Genomic DNA, 15,893 nt, shown 5'->3' with positions numbered 1-15,893 from the left:
CATGCAACAGCTGCTGGCCCGCCGCCTGCCCCCACGTTTTCATTACGCCTGGATCGCCATCGCGGTGGTGTTTCTGGTGATGCTGGTGACCGCCGGCATGCGCTCGACGCCCAGTGTAATGATGCAGGCCATGGAGCATGACCTGGGCTGGAGCCGCACCACCATTTCGGCGGCGCTATCGATCAACCTGGCCCTGTTTGGTTTGACTGGCCCCTTCGCCGCCGCCGCCATGCAACGTTTTGGCATCCGCCCGACCGTGCTGACCGCCCTGCTGCTGCTGGCGCTCAGCATCGGACTGTCCAGTCTGATGACCGCCAAATGGCAAATGCTGTTGATCTGGGGCGTGGTGGTCGGGCTGGGCACCGGCGTGACCGCAATGACGCTGGGTGCGACCGTGGTCAGCCGCTGGTTTTCCGCGCGCCGTGGTCTGGCCATGGGTCTGCTGACCGCCAGTTCAGCGACCGGCCAGCTGCTGTTTCTGCCGCTGCTGGCGGCCGTGGTCGAGCATCATGGCTGGCGGCCGGTGGTATTGATCGTGGCGGCAGCCGCGACACTGGTGCTGATCCCGGTGGCTTTGTTTTTACCCGAGCAGCCGGAGAACGTCGGCACGCGTAAATTCGGTGAAGCCGCCGACGCGCCCCGCGCCGCGCCGCTGAGCACGGGCAATCCGGTTACCGTCGCTTTTGGCGCCTTGCGCGAGGCCGCCCGCCACCGGGACTTCTGGTTGCTGTTCTTCAGCTTCTTTGTCTGCGGCGCCAGCACCAATGGCTACATCGGCACGCACTTTATTGCCATGTGCGGCGATCACGGCCTGAATGAAGTCCAGGGCGCCAGCATTCTTGCCAGCATGGGTGCGCTGGATCTGATCGGCACCACCGCGTCGGGTTGGCTATCGGATCGGTTCAATAGTCGCGTGCTGCTGTTCTGGTACTACGGCTTGCGCGGGCTGGCGTTGATTTTCCTGCCGTGGGCGTTTGGCATCGAATACTTCGGCCTGCCTGTATTTGCCCTGTTCTACGGTCTGGACTGGATTGCGACCGTACCGCCGACGGTGCGTCTGACCACCGATATCTTTGGCAGTCAGAAGGCACCGATCGTATTTGGCTGGATTGTAGCTGGCCATCAACTGGGCGCGGCCTTTGCTGCCCTCGGCGCGGGCGTGCTGCGCTCCAGCCTGGGCAACTACACGCTGGCCACCATGATTTCGGGCGGGCTGTGTTTGATCAGCGCGCTGGTCGTGCTGCGTATTTACCGCCGCCCCGCGCTGGTCATGGCCTGAGCCGCGTCAACACACCCGCACAGCAAAAACGCGTTACCCGCAGCGCCGCGGCGGCGGCACGGGTAACGCGTTCTGACTTCATGCAGATGCGGGATCGGATGCGGCGGTTTATTGGCAGTCTTTTTCAGCGTCCGACTTGCTTTCTTTACGGATCGACATAAAGAAGGCCACGCAAACCTGGGTCTGCTGGTTCTGCCATTGCGTGGTGCAGGTATTCAGCGTGGCAGTAGGGTCAGCGGCCGGGGTCTGGCCCATATTGGCTTGCCAGCAGGCCACGGTCAGATCCTGCAACATCACTTGCTTGCCCGCCTCGTTGGCTGCTTTGACATCACCGCCATGACCGGCCGGATCGGATGCATACCAGATCAGGCTGGGATGGTTGCCACCGAGCACCGGCACGGTCTGGCCGGGCTTGGGGCTAATGCTGGTCAGCGTCAGCACATTCACGGGCGGCAATTTGTAATAACTGGACAGCCAGGCGCGCGCCGGCCCGCCCATCGCCACCATGGCACGCGGCGCGCTGGTGCCCGGCGCCGGGGCGGTCCAGCTCTGGATCAGGCCCGTGCTGGCATCATTGAAATAATCGTAAACGCCTTCCAGCTGCTTGCCCGCACTGGCCGGGGCGGCAATTGGCGCGATATCCATAATGCGTTGATAACTGTCGGTCGCCGTCGAGGCGACACCATTCATCACCAGCAGGCTGGCCCAGCGCTGGGTGGTCGCTGCCTGCATATAATCCTGCGAGGTGGTTTTGACGGTATCCGGCGGGAAATGCAGCAGCTGCACCGTTTTCTGATTGCGCAGCGGCATGCCCAGCACTTCAAAGAAAGACCAATCGCTCTGCCACTTGCCAGCCGCTTGCACGGCCGGCACATCGGCCGCCGCTTTGGCTGATTCCTGCATAAAATTCTGCACGTACACGCCGTAATCGGCCGGAACCCCGCTGATGCTGAGGATCTCGTGGCCGTTTTGCGCGCTCACGCTGACCTTGGCATTGCTATAGCCGTCGCGCGTTACGCTGGCCGCCATCCAATGCTGCACGGTTTGTTCCAGCGTCCAGGGCGGCACCGGGCAGTTTTGCAGGCAATTGGGAAAAGAAAACAGCGTGGCAACCTGCGTGCTCGTGCCTAGATCAACCGTAACCGGATTGTCGGCGGAGGCCGGGCCCGCCTGGCTTGTCGGCGGCGCGGCGCAGGCAGCCAGCAGGCTGGCCAGCAGCGCGGCCAGCACCAGTCGGGTGGGTTGCGTCATACATGATCGTTGCATCGGTGTTTTCCTTGTTATTGAGATGTACGGAGAGGCTGGGCTGAACAAACAAGACATCAGGATGTGGGCGTGCGCTCTGCCAGCAGCAGACTGAGCGAGCCCAGCACCTCCACCAGCGCTTCGTTGAACTGAGCCACGTCCAGTTCATGCTGAGCGGCCTGGTCCAGGCTGGCGGATTGTTCCAGCTGGTCGGCGGCATCCGCCAGGCGCAGGGCGCACAAATAACGCGCCACCGAACGCAATGAATGCGCGGTACGTTTGACCTCGTCCAGCCGCCCTTCATGCAGCGCTTCGATCACCTTGCTCGGCGTATTGCCGTGGTTTTTGCGGAAGTTTTCGATCAACGCCAGAAAGCGCTCTTCGCGCAGCCCGATCTGCTCAAAGGCTTGCGCCAGATCGATGCCGGGCAAAGCAGGCCAGTGCGGTTGCGCTGTGGCTGCGACAGGCAGCGACGGCGTTACAGCTGCCGCGTCCGGCTCGGCCAGCGGCGGCGCCATGCCTGCCAGGGTCGGCTCTGCGGGCGGCACACCGGCCGCCGCGGTGACGGCATTTACCACCGCCACCCGCCGCTCCGGATGCAGCCAGCGCGCCAGCACGTTGTACAACTGCTGCGGCTTGAACGGCTTGGCAATATGGTCGTTCATGCCCGCCGCCAGACAGCGATCACGATCCCCCGCCAGCGCATGCGCGGTCACAGCGATAATGGGTAACTGGCGGTAGCCGAGATGACGAATTTCGCGACTGGTGGCAAAGCCATCCAGCTCGGGCATATGGATGTCCATCAGCACCGCATCAAAGCTGCTGCCGGGCATGCGGGCAATGGCCTGGCGACCGTCTTCGGCCACTTCGACCAGCACGCCTATGTTCTCCAGCCATTCCTTGGCAATCTGCCGGTTCACCGCGTTGTCCTCCACCAGCAGCACGCGGGCGCCGGCCAGGATATGTGCGGTGGGGCTGGCCGCCACCGGCGCGGGCGGCAGGCTGGTTTCGCCTTCCGGGCTGAACACCTGCATCAAACACGATTGCAGGCGCGCTTCCAGCACCGGCTTGGTCAAAAAGGCCTGCAGATCGGCTTCGCGACTGAGCACGCGCATTTCTTCGGGATCGTGCGTGGTGGCCATCAGCACGATGGGCATATAGGGCAAGGACGGGTCCTGGCGGATTTGCCGGGCCAGCGCCGTGCCCGCCACGCCGCTCAGATTCTGGTCGATCATGATCAGGCTGTAGGGCCGCAGTACATTGGCCGCAACGCGTAACTCGGCATTGGCGCTGGCGGCGCTGGCCGCCACTTCGACGGCAAACCCCTGGCGCCGCAACAAATGCATCAGTACTTCGGCCGCCGAGGCATTGTCATCCACCACCAATACACGCATGCCGTTGTCGGGCGGGCTGACCGGTCGGGCCGGGGCCGGGGCTTGCAAGGGCACGCAGAACGAGAACACGCTGCCCTGGCCCGGCTGACTATCCACCCAGATGCGCCCGCCCATGGCATCGATCAGTTGCTGGCAAATCGCCAGGCCCAGACCGCTGCCGCCGTAGCGCCGGGTGATCGATTCATCCGCCTGGGTAAACGCCTGGAATAGCGTGCCCACGTGCGCGGGGTCGATGCCGATGCCGGTGTCTTCCACCCGGAACAGGATTTGCGGATGGTTGGGACTGTCGTGGCTAACCCGCACGCGGATGGCGACTTCGCCGGCCTCGGTAAACTTGATGGCGTTATTGGCCAGATTCAGCAACACCTGGTTAAGGCGCAGCGGATCACCGTGCAACAGCATGGGCACGTCGGCCGCCAGGTCTATCACCAGTTCCAGTTCTTTACCCGCCGCGCGCACCATCACCACATTGGCCAGATTGCCCATCAATTCGTCGAGGCGGAACTCGACGTTTTCGACGCGCAATTTGCCCGCCTCGCCCCGGCTGAAATCAAGGATGTCATTGATCAGATCCAGCAGCACGTCAGCCGACAGATTGATTTTGTCCAGATAATCGCGTTGCTTGGCCGTCATGGGCGTTTGCAGCGCCAGCCCCGTCATCCCCACGATGGCGTTCATCGGGGTGCGGATTTCATGACTCATGCGCGCCAGAAAGGCGGATTTGGCGCGCGCCGCTTCTTCAGCGTCCCACACCGCCTGTTGCAACGCGCGCAACCAGGCAATCACAAAGCGATAGCCCAGAAACGCCATCGCAAAAAACATGATGGCCAGCACCCAGTACACGGCCGAGGCCGAGGCTTCGATCAGGCGGGCCGCTTGCCGCCATGCGGCCACATCGCCGCCACCACTGAGCGCATCAGCCGCGCTGTGGCTTAGATGAAACGACACGGCCAGAAACAGATAGACGCCACAGATAACCGTCAGCGCCGCCAGCAATATCGATTTGCCCTCCGGCCCGCGGTTGCCGCCCACTGCGCCAAACCAGCGATCGCGCCATTGGGCCACCGGCACCGCCAGCAAAAACATCAACAAGCCGCCCAGCATGGAAATCTGGATAAAGTTGCCCACCCACCAACCCTGCCAGATGGCAAAGGCTTCATGCACGCCGAGGGCATTGGTATAGGTCCAGACGAAGGAGCCACTGGCGCTGAACACGGCGTTAAAGAACGCCAGCACCATAAAAAACACCCAGTCGTTGATCGAGCGCATGTCATACGACACCGGCAAGGCACGATAAGACAGCGACCAGACCGCCAGGCCCAAAGGATTGGAAAGTGCAAACAGCGCCGCCCAGAACAGCGGCATGCCGGAATAAACCGAAAGACAGAAAGTGGCCAGCCACGCTGGGAGGGCGCCCCACCAATAACCAAAAAACAGCACCCACAGCCCGCAGATCACCACCGGCGGATACAGCGAAAAGAAAATATCCACGCCGCCAAAATGCATGGGAATGGCTGACCAGGATTGCTGGATAACCACAAAGCCGAAGGCAACACAGATGAGCGTGCTGAGTAGCCACAGGCCCAGCAGCAAGATGTTGGGGCGCCGCCCTGCTTCCGCCAGCACTTGCCGCAGCGATACGGCGTGATAATGGGCGCGGCCCGACGCCAGAAATTGTTGAGATACGGCTGAATCCACTAGCGCACTCCAGCCATACCGATCAATAACGCCATAAAAAATGTGCCTGCCAGCAATCGCTTGCTCAAGGTTAAGGTGGGGGCGTCAGCAAAGTCATTGCGACCTCTTCGCACGCATGGGTCTCGGCACATCGTGCCCGATTTCTGCATCAGAAGAAACTGATGCATCGGCAATTGCACCAATCCGCGACAGCCTTGGGTTTGCCACTTGCGCGATTGATACTTTGCTGTGCTTCAACATAGCCTATATCGGAACAACGCTCGCACAATCTGTGGTTCTGGCTTACGCCATGCTGGCGAAAGCGTTGAGATTGCTAGAGAAATATTTTTCAGGATCAGCACCATGCTGCAATTAACCGGCCTTGACGAGGCCGCACTGCCCCAGCTGCAACAATTGCGCATCAGCCAGCAAGCACCGTGGCCGGTGCCGGATTTGCGCAGCGAATTTTTCTGCCCGGCGCGTCAGCAAGGCCGCAATGTGCGCATCGTCTGGCGCGATCGGGTGCCGGTAGGCTGCCTTGGCTGGGTGGAATTTGCCGTGGCCACGCAGGGCGATTTTTTTATTTCGCCCTGTGTGGCCAGCGATGAACTGGCCGCCGCCACCTTGCTGCACGACATCGTGCAATACGCCCGCGACCTGGGTGCCAAACGGGTGCGCGTGGGGGCCGCGCCCGGTGAAGAAGCCAAGATGGCGGCGCTGGAACGCATGGGCTTTATTCCCAGCCTGCAATGGATCAGCCTGGCCCGGCCCGTGGTGGCGTGCGCGGCGCCCGACTTTGCCGCGCTGGCATTGCGTCGGCTCAGCACCGCCGAGATCGACTGGAGCATGCTGGCGCGACTGCACAACCATACTTTCCGCGCGGTGCCGCATGCCGCATTGGGCGATGCGGAATCGATGCGTGCCGATTGGGCCGAGCTGGATCAGGATGCCAGCAGCGTGCTGGCCGACCAGGACGGCGAGTTGGTGGCGTTCTGTTTGATGCAGGCCGACGGCAGCATCGATGCAATCGGCATTGAGCCGCATTGGCGCGGGCGGGGGGTGGCCGACGCCTTATATCAATGGGCGCAGTCGCGGTTGGCGCTGCGGCAGATTGCACACATGAGCACCATCGTGGCCAACACCAACTTTGTGTCGGAACGGTTTCATTTACGCGCCGGGTTTATCGAGAACAAACCGCGCGCCACGGCTTATTTGCTGGAATGGCCCGCCGCCACATAAGCCACTTGCTGCGCCGCACTGGCGCGCGCGCTCAACGGCTGTTGCTCTGCGTCCTCCGGCACTGGTCCCGTCAGCCAGAATGCCAGTGCGGCCGCAATGATGGCGACCAGCAAGATGGACGCGCTGGCACTGGGCGGTTGCTGGCGCGGTAGCGTGGTCCAGCCCGCCTCGGCGTCGCGGCTGCGGATGGGATCGAATAGACGGGCAGGCATGACCATGACTCCAGAATCAACGAAGTCACGTAGCCTAAAAAATCAGCGGCCGTGCCGGGCTGGGACACCTCTTAATCTGCCCATATAAATGATAAACGCCCGCAAAAGACAGCTTGCGGGCGTTCGGTGTGGCGGGCGGGCAAAAACTGATGTTAGCGGCGGATGGCCCCGGCCAGACGGCGTGCGCCCTCTGCGCCCGTCATCGCATCGTTGGCCCAGAATTCGCCCACGGCTTCGATCAACGCTTTTTTCTGATCATCCTGCACCGCCATGTTGTGCGCCCACGACGGCACCAGCGTATTGCGGCTGGCGGCGTTGTTGAAGTCCTTGGCCGAATCGCGCCCATAGGCATCCAGCTTGTTGACATCCACATCCGTGCGCGCCGGGATGCTGCCTTTGTGTTTGTTGTAGGCCAACTGGCCTTCGTGGCTCATCAGCAAGCGGGTAAAGTCCATTTGCGCCGCATTCCGGGCCGGGTCGTCCTGACGGAACATGGTCAAGGTATCGGCAGCAAAGCTGTATTCGCCATTCAAGGTCGGCGCAGCCCAGAACAGATAATCCACGCCCGGTTGCTTGCCCGCTTCGTCCAGTTCGCCCTTCACCCAGTCGCCCATCAACTGCATGGCGGCGCGGCCGTTGATGACGTCGGCGGTTGCCAGGTTCCATTCGCGCCCAACCGGATCCGGCGTGCAATAGCGTTTGAGGCGGCGGAAGGTTTCCAGCGCATGCGCCATCTGGGTTCCGCCCAAGGCGTTGGCGTCAAGACGGCTGAACGCCGACAGATAGAACTCAGCACCGCACAAGCCCAGCACCACGGCTTCAAACAAAGTGGCGACTTGCCATTTGACTTCGGAATGCGCCAGCGGCGTAATGCCGGCCGATACCAGCTTGTCGCACACGCTAAAGAACTCGTCCCACGTGCCCGGGGCGCGGGTGACGCCAACCCGCTTGAGCAAGCTGGCGTTCACCCACAACACGTTAACGCGCGCCACACCCAGCGGCACCGCCACATAGTGATTCTCCGCCTGCATCATGCGATCCAGCACGGCGGGCAGGATGCGATTCCAGGTTTGTTCTTGCGCCACCGGGTCCAGATTGGCCAACACGCCCTTGCCCACCCAGTTCTGGATCTTGACCCCGCCAAAGGCGGCCGCGGTCGGCAGCTTGCCTTCTTCGATGCGCTTTTTCAGCATGCCGGGCACATCTTTGCCGCTATGCATATCGGCCCAGTGGTGGCCTTGCTGATTCAGCCGCATCTTGATTTCGGCTACGGCGCGCGCCCCGCTGGAGGCAAACCAGCCGTGTAATACCTCGATATCTTCCAACCGGAAGCGCCCCACATGGCGCATCAACTCGCCGGCACGTTTTTCAAGGCTTTCCAGCGCCCGGCGCGACTGCTGCAGCGCGGAGTCCGAAGCCTGGCTCATTACATTGATCTGCTCGGATGAGCGCGCCATGGTGGTGCTGGCCGAAGTCTGTTCCATGGTGGCATCAGCAATGCCGCGCACAATCTGCACCATGTTCTGCATGCGATCGCTGATTTCCAGCATGCTGGCACGAGCGGCATCGGCCTTCTCGACACTGCCCAGCACCTGGCTGCTGGTGGCGCCCATGGTATTGACGGCATTGCGCGTTTCCAGCGCCACCGAATCAATCAGCTGCGAGATTTCGACGGTGGCCTTGGCCGTGCGCTCCGCCAGCTTGCGCACCTCATCGGCAACGACGGCAAAGCCGCGGCCTTGTTCACCAGCACGGGCCGCTTCGATGGCGGCATTAAGCGCCAACAAATTGGTCTGACCGGCTACGTCCTTGATCACGGTGACGATGCTGCCGATCTTTTGCGAATTGCGTTCCAGCGCATCCATGGTTGCGCCCAGCTCGGTCATCGACGTGGCCATCTGCGTGACCTCGTCCGAGACCCGCAGTACCGATTCGGCGCTAGCATCCGACAAGGCTTGCGTGCTGGTCACGGCATCGTCCACGTCGCGCGCGTTGTCGGCAATGTGGTTGATGCTGACGGTAATTTCTTCGACTGCGGCGGCGGACGCGGCCGAGAAATCGCTTTGCGTGTGCGCATCCTTGACCAACTGGGTGGTTACCACACCCAGTTCTTTCAGCCCGAGGCTCAGCGTTTCCATATCGCGCTGAACTTCGCGGAAGGTGGTTTGCAAAGCGGCGCTAAAGGCGTTGAAGGCGCGGGCGATTTCGGACAATTCGGCGCTGCTGCCACCGTCCAGTCGCAGGTTCAGATCGCCGCCACTGGCGGCCAGCCGGGCAAACTCGGCGCGCATGCGAAACAACGGTTTAAGCACACGCCCCAGGCCCGCGGCGATCAGGCCGCTGGCTAGCATGAGCGCGACGATCACGATCAAGGCGGTGGCGCCGGTACCGGCACCGGTGCTGCTGATCAGCACCCATGCCAACGCGGCGATAATGACGTTGACCAGGCTGGCCAACACGATGATCTGATTACGGATAGACATCTCGCTTCCTCTTGCGGCGGCCCTGTGCCGGGCCTGTGAATCTCGAATATTAAAATTACCTTATCGAGAATCCGCGCCGCGCGCCATCCTTTTTATCAGTAGAAACCCTTAGGCTTACAAAACGTGGCCCAGTCATGTAGTAGTCATCGCGCGGCAACGAAAAATTGCTTTATACAAGTAAAAGCCCCCGGTAAGTCGAAGGCTTTTATTTGCGAAAAATACTACGTTATAGCCGCAATCAGGCCCGCACGTTGCCATGCCCAGCCGCAGGCGAACATGGCCACGACGCATGAGCCGCCGTACAGCACTACACGTTTGAACCACAGCTCGTGCCGATATAAATACAACACTGGCAACAGCAGCAACACCAACGCCGCCTGCCCGGCTTCCACCCCCAGATTGAATGCGCCCAGCGCCACCACCAGATGCCAGCGCGGCAACGCCATATCCGCCAGCACGCCGGCAAAGCCGAAGCCATGGATCAAACCGAAGCCGAAAGCCAGCAACCACAAGCGTCTTTGTATGACGGGATACAGATTGTTAAGCGCCGCCAGCAAGATGGTCAGGGCGATGCCGGTTTCGACCAGCGCCGACGGCAGGCTGACCCAACGCAGGCTGGCCAGGGTAAGGGTGATGGCGTGGGCGGCGGTAAACGCGGTGACGATGCGCAATAATTCCAGCGCCACCGGCCGCAACGTCGTGACCGCCCGCCAGCGCCGTCCTTGCGCCTGATACGCCGCAGGCAGCAACAGCGCCAACAAGAACAAGGCGTGATCAAATCCCAGCCAGATATGGGTGAAGCCCGCCGCGATAAAGTCGGCCGCAATCGACCGGGCGGGTTTGCCGTGGATATCCAGTGTTTCCTGGGCATGATCCACGCCCAGGATCGCGGTGGCGACGGCGCCTTCATCAAGCACTTGCACCAGGCCCTTGTGCAAGGTGTCGATATCGGCAAACAGCTGGTAATCAATGCTCAGTTGTCGCGGCGCGGCGGCGCAACGGGCTTCGAAGCGCAGCACGGCATAGGCGCCATCGCTGTGATGGTCGATCTGCATGCCTTGCGGCCGGAGTGGACATGCACCGTGCTGCAAGCGCAGTCGGCTAAAGGCATAAGCGCTGATGTCTGCCGCGCGTGGCCGCACCTCACCCCAGGTCAGCTTGCCATCGCCATCGGCGTCGAGCAGCAGCGGCACGTCCAGGTCGCGCAGCGCAATATCCCAGCGCCCATGCAATTGCGTGCCATCCACCACCAGCGTCAGATAGCTGTCGCTCGGTTTATGCGCGCTGGCCAAGGCGCTGCAGCACAAGGCCAGCAATAACAGACAAAGTCGCATCATGCGGGCAACCCCGCTTGTTTTAGCCATTGCAACGCCACCGCAGCCGCCGCGGGTTGCCGTGCCGCCCGCGCAGTCGCCAGCAGGATGCGCGCATCGGCCATTTCTTTTTGCACTTGCCAGTTGGCTTGCGCCAGTTTGAGCGCTGCTTCGGGTTGCTTTAATAGATAGAGGCGAAACATGGCTTCCTCGCGCAGATGCACCCGATCGCCGCGCGCGGCAGCGGCGGCAAAGCGCGCGTTCAGGTCGGTGATATGCCCGGCCAGGGCGTCAGCGTGTGTTTGTTGTTCCGCCAGCGCCAGACGCAGCAGCAGATTGTCATTGCGGGTATCGCTGGCCAGCAGCGTTTGCACTTCGGCCCCGCGCTGCCGGCTGAGCAGAAAATCCGCCCACGCGGTTTTGAGATAAGCGTCGTCCGGACTGGCCGCCCGCCCGGCGCGCAAAGCTTGCTCGGCCAGGTGGGCATCACCGCGCCAACTGGCGGCTTCGCCCAGGCTGGCCCAGACCCAGGCGCTGACGCCGTGGCTATCCGGCGCCTGGGGCGCCAGCCGTTGCAACAGCGCTACGCCCTGCTGCGGCTGGCCGCTGACCACCAGAATATTGGCAAGGCACACGCCGGCGATCACGGCATCCTGCATCACCAGCCCGCCGCAGCTTTGCCTGGCCTCGGCGTAGCGCGCTTGCACTTGCAGGATGCTGGCGCGCATCAACAAGGCTTCGGCATTGCCGGGGCTGCTTTGCATCACCTGGTCGAGATCGGCCAACGCCAGATCAAACTGGTGGTTGCTCTGGCGGATGCTGGCGCGCAGCAACAAGGCCAGCGGCGGCGACGGTGGCTGCACCAGCCACGGTTCGATCAAGGCATCGGCCTGACCCAGATCGCGCGGGTCGCCGTCGCGGCGAAAGCGCTCCAGATGGGCCTGGGCCAGATCAGCGGCGCGCGTGAATTGCGTGGGCTGCGCGGCATACGCGCCGTGCAGGCGGGCGATGCGCGCATCAAGCGGGTTGCTTTTGCGCGCTGGCACCAGATCGAGCACCTGCGTGGCGCGGCTGGGGGTGTACGGCTCGGCGCGTGCAGCAGCGACCGGCCAGCATGTGAGTGCGCTCATCAACACACTGCGGCCAAAAAAACGGATCAGATCGGAGCCGGAGGTCATAGCGCCACCTTGCCGCGCGCCGCCAGCGCCAACACCATCAGGCAGATGGCGACGCTCCAGCTACCCAGCACGCGCAGCCCGATCCTGACCCAGCCCAGCGGCAGATTCCACAGCCCCTGCCCGACTTGTAACAGATAGGCCAGCACCAGAAACGCCACCAGCACCACACCCGCCACAAACGGGTATAGCGCCATTTGCCCTTCCCGGGCCCCACCATTGGCAAGGCCATACAGCGCACCCGCTGCGAGCACCAGGGTGTACAAAATCCAGCGCGGCAGCGGTCGAGCAGCGGCCAATGCGGCGCCGCCGAGCACAGCCAGCCATAACACGCCACGGCCCGCATCAAACGCCACCCGGTCCGCCAGCAATGCACCGACCAGTGCCGCCAGCGCAAACCACGCCAGGCCAAGGCTGGCCCCCGCTTGTTGGCCCAGCAGCACGCCAAAAACCAGCAGGATCAATAGATGCTCGGGCGAGGTAAGCGGATGCAGCGCGCCGGCATAAAAATCACCGGCACCGACGAAGGCCGCATGGGCCTGCGCCAGCGCGGGTACCAACAGCAGAAGCAAGCACAAGCGACGGCGCATGATTAACCTCGCAAAGCCAGGCCAAGAAAATACAAACCACCCAAAGCAATGCCGCCGCCACCGGCGCGCACCAGCGCGCGGCCACCTTGCCATTGATATAAAGCCCCCACGGCAATGCCGCAGGCGTGCAGCAAGCCGGTGGCGCAGACAAAGCCGATGGCAAAGGTTAATGGGTTGGCCGATTGCGGCAGTTCCGCGCCATGCGCGTAGCCATGGCAGATGGCAAACAGCGCCACGATGCCCCCCGCCACCGGCAGCGGCGGCCGCGCGGCCAGCACGATCATCGCGCCCAGAATCAGGGCTGACAGCGCGATGCCGATCTCAATGCCCGGCAAATAAATGCCCAGTACGCCGATCACGCCACCGATACACATCACCAGCGGAAAAGTCACCGGCAGCACCCAGATGGCCGGACGCCCCAGTTGCGCGCCCCATAAACCGACCGCCACCATCGCCAGCACATGGTCGAGCCCGGAAATGGGGTGCAGAAAGCCGGCTTTGAGTCCGCCCGACATATCGCCCTGGCCCACATGGGCCATCGCCAGCGTGGGCATTAACAGCAACGTGGCCAGTAGCCACTTTTGAACGGTGCGCATGGGGGATGTCTCCGGACTCAGGCTTTGGGCGCGCTGCGGCGGCTGGCGGCAATTTCGCGGCTGAAACGGCGCGCCGGGTCCAGCGTGCTGTTGAGCGCGGTGGGATAGTTGACGCAGCTGGCTTTCCCTTGCTCGCCCGCGCGCTGCAGCGCGGCTTTGCGCGCGGTGGCGGCCTCGGCGTATTTGCCGTCCTGAATCACTCTGTACTGGCGATATTTTTCTTTCTTCGGGCCCGCCAGTTGATGCAGATACGCGTCGTAGCGGCGCGTGTATTCATCCACCAATGCTTTGTTGTTGCTTTGCCATTGCGACCACGCCTTGTTATTGGCGCTGGCGGTGGCTGGGTACAACGCGCTGCAGACATCGCGCTCGGCTTGCGCTTCGCGGATGCCTTGGTAAACGCGGCCCATGTTCTGCGCATATTCGGTGTCACCTGCCCTGGCGGCGGGTGCGGCGTGGGCCAGGCTGGCGCCCAGCGCTGCGGCAAAGGCCAGCACGGGCGTGGCTTTCAACAAGATCGACATGCTCGGTTTCCCCAAAAGTGCCCCAGGCGCGGCGTAGTGCGGTCGCGCCCGGGGCGGTTGCTGCTATTGCACGGCCACCGGCGAGGTGGTTTCGCTGGACGTTGCCGTGATGCCATCGATCGGCACCGGCGTGGTGGTCTCCGACGTCGTCGCCAGCACTTGCTGCACTTGCTGGGTAAAGGCGTCCGCGACGGGGGCCGGCGTGGGTGTTGCCGTCGGCGTTGGGGTTGGCGTGCCCGTCACTGGGCCGCCGTCATTGCCGCTGCCGCACGCGGCCAGTGCCAGCAAGACGGTGGTCGCCAGTGCGACTAGCCCGATACGTTTATCCATGATCAGCCTCCGCTTATTGCGCAACGTTAGCGCCCGGCACCGGGGTCTTCAGGTACGGGAAGGCGTTATCAAAGAAAGTGGCGTCAAGGTAAGCGCCATCGGTAAAGTCGGTCGCACCCGCCGGCGCATCGGCCGGAGCGCAGCCGATATTCAGCGTGCACAAGCGCCCTTCCACCACCCGCAGTGCGATATCCACCACGTCATCGCCCGGCCGCCGACCATTGGGGAAACCGGCGTTATCCCCCGCAATCACGCCGAGACGGCTTTGACTGGCCGGTGCCGTAACCGCCACGCTGGTATTCAGGCGCAGCATTTCGGACGGCGTGACGGTTGCCAGTTGGTTAACGCCACTTACGCCGGTCAGGAACGCTGCCACCAGATCGTTACGCGGGATATTGGTTGGTGCCAGCGCGTATTGCCCGAACAGGATCTGCAACAAGGCAGGCAGGGTCGGATTGGTGACGTAGGTCAGGAACTGTGCGTCATCCGACGGCTTGCTGGTGTTGAACTTGTCCTTGTCTTTAAGACCAATGACCAGTTCGTTGACCAGCGGCATGCCCAGACGCGATACCTGCGACCAGGCCCCGCCTTCCTTGCTGGCCAGGCCCAGATTGCTGCCCGGGGCCGGGTTGAGCAAGCGCGCCTGACGCAAACTGGCCGTGGTCCATGCGCCGATAACCGGGCCGCCACTCCCGACCAGGCATGCAGCCGGAACTTCGAGCTCGAGCGCGGTGACGTTCTTTTGTGCAAGGGAATCAAGGCCTTTGTTTTCAGCTTGGGGATCAAAGGCCGTGGCCGGTGCGGCGATATTAACCAGGTCAAACGTGCCGCCCAGGTTCACCACAAACGGATCTTTACGCTGGCCGACAAAGACCTTGCCCGGCGTGCCGCAGCCGGGGATGTTGATGCTGTAAACGTGCTGCGCCGCGTACGTCGCATAATTGGCCAGCGATTTGTTGCCGATATTGTCGACGGGCTTGGTGAAGGTACTGCTGCCGTCGGCCGCATTGGTGATGGCGGCGGCAGTGCCGCTGCGGCGATCGCCCGTCACCAGCGTCAGCGTAAAGCTCTCCTGCACATTCAGCGTGGCCGCTTTGGGCGCGTTGATGGCGCCGGTATTGGTCAGCGGCACCGACACATTCTTGCCCCCCACCGGCACCGTCAAATCCTGCAGGTTATTGCTGAAGCGGAACTGGAAGGTCAGATGCTCATGCGCATCGCCGACGTTGTCGACGTGGATTTCATACAGCGCATTGGGGTCCATCAGATAGAAATTCGGGCCACCCGGGCCGTCCTGCAGCGGCTGGTAGTTGGCGATCAGGGTAACGAAAGCGGAACGGCCGGTTTCGTAGCTACGGAACATATAAAAATCACTGGCATCGACTTTAGGGTTTTGCGTTAGAAACGGTGATTCGCGGTGGCTGGAGGCTTGCGCTCCGGCGGCGATCATCAACAAGGCGGCGGCTATGGGCATGCCCGCCCGTGCAACGTAGCTCATCGTACTCTCCAGTTCTCAGCATCGATTGGGTGGATGCCCCGGCATCAGGCCGGGACGGTGGCTCGCACTTGTTGTAAGGACTGCGTTATTGCGCCACCGTGAATATTTACGAGTGAGATACGTGAACGGATGCGGCGGGCGTAACCATGGCCGCAAATAGATGATTAACGCCTTGTTTTAATGCGCATTTATATCTGCAGAACGCGTCCCTACACGCTGACACGAAGCAGATCCGAGCGGCACCAGCCCCGCTTGACCGGCACACAAAAATGGCAAAAGCCGCCTTGACCCGCGCCGTAAACACGGCCGCCCGCACTGCGGCGGGCTCTGCTAGAATG

Annotated in this window: 13 protein-coding genes; 2 read left to right on the top strand and 11 right to left on the bottom strand. The window is 62.4% G+C overall.

The window, feature by feature from the left end; all coding sequences use genetic code 11:
- The first annotated feature begins 1 nt into the window (after position 1).
- The gene (locus tag ACYQ1A_RS01700; RefSeq protein ID WP_499359668.1) at positions 2 to 1,279 is read left to right on the top strand and encodes an MFS transporter; all 1,278 of its coding nucleotides are present in this window, start codon (positions 2 to 4) and stop codon (positions 1,277 to 1,279) included.
- A 108-nt stretch (positions 1,280 to 1,387) separates the two neighbouring features.
- Here ACYQ1A_RS01700 and ACYQ1A_RS01695 read toward each other — a convergent pair whose 3' ends face one another.
- Both ACYQ1A_RS01695 and ACYQ1A_RS01690 read right to left on the bottom strand, forming a co-directional pair.
- Positions 1,388 to 2,545, bottom strand: a complete 1,158-nt coding sequence (locus ACYQ1A_RS01695) for a hypothetical protein (RefSeq protein WP_499359666.1) — start codon at positions 2,543 to 2,545, stop codon at positions 1,388 to 1,390.
- Between the two features lie 56 nt (positions 2,546 to 2,601).
- A complete protein-coding gene (locus ACYQ1A_RS01690) occupies positions 2,602 to 5,616 on the bottom strand; it encodes a hybrid sensor histidine kinase/response regulator (RefSeq protein WP_499359664.1) in 3,015 nt (1,004 codons plus the stop codon).
- Positions 5,617 to 5,958: 342 nt separating this feature from the next.
- On the opposite strand from ACYQ1A_RS01690, the gene ACYQ1A_RS01685 reads away from it, so the two are divergent.
- A complete protein-coding gene (locus ACYQ1A_RS01685) occupies positions 5,959 to 6,834 on the top strand; it encodes a GNAT family N-acetyltransferase (RefSeq protein WP_499359662.1) in 876 nt (291 codons plus the stop codon).
- On the opposite strand, the gene ACYQ1A_RS01680 is transcribed toward ACYQ1A_RS01685, so the two are convergent.
- The 9 genes from ACYQ1A_RS01680 to ACYQ1A_RS01640 all read right to left on the bottom strand — a co-directional run bounded on the left by ACYQ1A_RS01680 (position 6,804) and on the right by ACYQ1A_RS01640 (position 15,555).
- Complete coding sequence (locus tag ACYQ1A_RS01680; protein ID WP_499359660.1) at positions 6,804 to 7,046, bottom strand: hypothetical protein; 243 nt, start codon at positions 7,044 to 7,046, stop codon at positions 6,804 to 6,806. The two genes, ACYQ1A_RS01685 and ACYQ1A_RS01680, sit on opposite strands and share 31 nt — an antisense overlap.
- A 152-nt stretch (positions 7,047 to 7,198) precedes the next feature.
- Complete coding sequence (locus ACYQ1A_RS01675; protein ID WP_499359658.1) at positions 7,199 to 9,529, bottom strand: extracellular solute-binding protein; 2,331 nt, start codon at positions 9,527 to 9,529, stop codon at positions 7,199 to 7,201.
- 221 nt (positions 9,530 to 9,750) lie between these two features.
- Positions 9,751 to 10,866, bottom strand: coding sequence for a HupE/UreJ family protein (locus ACYQ1A_RS01670; protein ID WP_499359657.1), 1,116 nt, complete (start codon positions 10,864 to 10,866; stop codon positions 9,751 to 9,753).
- Positions 10,863 to 12,020, bottom strand: coding sequence for a hypothetical protein (locus ACYQ1A_RS01665; RefSeq protein WP_499359654.1), 1,158 nt, complete (start codon positions 12,018 to 12,020; stop codon positions 10,863 to 10,865). The genes ACYQ1A_RS01670 and ACYQ1A_RS01665 overlap by 4 nt, the downstream gene beginning before the upstream one ends.
- Positions 12,017 to 12,607, bottom strand: coding sequence for a HupE/UreJ family protein (locus tag ACYQ1A_RS01660; protein ID WP_499359651.1), 591 nt, complete (start codon positions 12,605 to 12,607; stop codon positions 12,017 to 12,019). The genes ACYQ1A_RS01665 and ACYQ1A_RS01660 overlap by 4 nt, the downstream gene beginning before the upstream one ends.
- Before the next feature lie 2 nt (positions 12,608 to 12,609).
- A complete protein-coding gene (locus tag ACYQ1A_RS01655) occupies positions 12,610 to 13,203 on the bottom strand; it encodes a HupE/UreJ family protein (protein WP_499359650.1) in 594 nt (197 codons plus the stop codon).
- A gap of 17 nt (positions 13,204 to 13,220) precedes the next feature.
- Positions 13,221 to 13,727, bottom strand: a complete 507-nt coding sequence (locus ACYQ1A_RS01650; protein ID WP_499359648.1) for a hypothetical protein — start codon at positions 13,725 to 13,727, stop codon at positions 13,221 to 13,223.
- Positions 13,728 to 13,790: 63 nt separating this feature from the next.
- Positions 13,791 to 14,057: a hypothetical protein gene (locus ACYQ1A_RS01645; RefSeq protein ID WP_053939039.1), complete on the bottom strand. Its 267-nt coding sequence runs from the start codon at positions 14,055 to 14,057 to the stop codon at positions 13,791 to 13,793.
- Positions 14,058 to 14,070: 13 nt separating this feature from the next.
- On the bottom strand, positions 14,071 to 15,555 hold the full coding sequence (locus ACYQ1A_RS01640; RefSeq protein WP_499359643.1) for a DUF4331 domain-containing protein: 1,485 nt from the start codon (positions 15,553 to 15,555) through the stop codon (positions 14,071 to 14,073).
- Positions 15,556 to 15,893: the final 338 nt, after the last annotated feature.

This window comes from Silvimonas sp. JCM 19000, from assembly GCF_054652575.1.
Note: the sequence above shows the minus strand (reverse complement) of the source record. Positions and strands in the feature narration are given on the sequence as shown.

Excerpts from the sequence above, each read along its gene's own strand:
- ACYQ1A_RS01700 (WP_499359668.1), top strand. The coding sequence starts at position 2 with ATGCAACAGCTGCTGGCCCGCCGCCTGCCCCCACGTTTTCATTACGCC.
- ACYQ1A_RS01695 (WP_499359666.1), bottom strand. The coding sequence starts at position 2,545 with ATGCAACGATCATGTATGACGCAACCCACCCGACTGGTGCTGGCCGCG.
- ACYQ1A_RS01685 (WP_499359662.1), top strand. The coding sequence starts at position 5,959 with ATGCTGCAATTAACCGGCCTTGACGAGGCCGCACTGCCCCAGCTGCAA.
- ACYQ1A_RS01680 (WP_499359660.1), bottom strand. The coding sequence starts at position 7,046 with ATGCCTGCCCGTCTATTCGATCCCATCCGCAGCCGCGACGCCGAGGCG.
- ACYQ1A_RS01675 (WP_499359658.1), bottom strand. The coding sequence starts at position 9,529 with ATGTCTATCCGTAATCAGATCATCGTGTTGGCCAGCCTGGTCAACGTC.
- ACYQ1A_RS01670 (WP_499359657.1), bottom strand. The coding sequence starts at position 10,866 with ATGATGCGACTTTGTCTGTTATTGCTGGCCTTGTGCTGCAGCGCCTTG.
- ACYQ1A_RS01665 (WP_499359654.1), bottom strand. The coding sequence starts at position 12,020 with ATGACCTCCGGCTCCGATCTGATCCGTTTTTTTGGCCGCAGTGTGTTG.
- ACYQ1A_RS01660 (WP_499359651.1), bottom strand. The coding sequence starts at position 12,607 with ATGCGCCGTCGCTTGTGCTTGCTTCTGCTGTTGGTACCCGCGCTGGCG.
- ACYQ1A_RS01655 (WP_499359650.1), bottom strand. The coding sequence starts at position 13,203 with ATGCGCACCGTTCAAAAGTGGCTACTGGCCACGTTGCTGTTAATGCCC.
- ACYQ1A_RS01650 (WP_499359648.1), bottom strand. The coding sequence starts at position 13,727 with ATGTCGATCTTGTTGAAAGCCACGCCCGTGCTGGCCTTTGCCGCAGCG.
- ACYQ1A_RS01645 (WP_053939039.1), bottom strand. The coding sequence starts at position 14,057 with ATGGATAAACGTATCGGGCTAGTCGCACTGGCGACCACCGTCTTGCTG.
- ACYQ1A_RS01640 (WP_499359643.1), bottom strand. The coding sequence starts at position 15,555 with ATGAGCTACGTTGCACGGGCGGGCATGCCCATAGCCGCCGCCTTGTTG.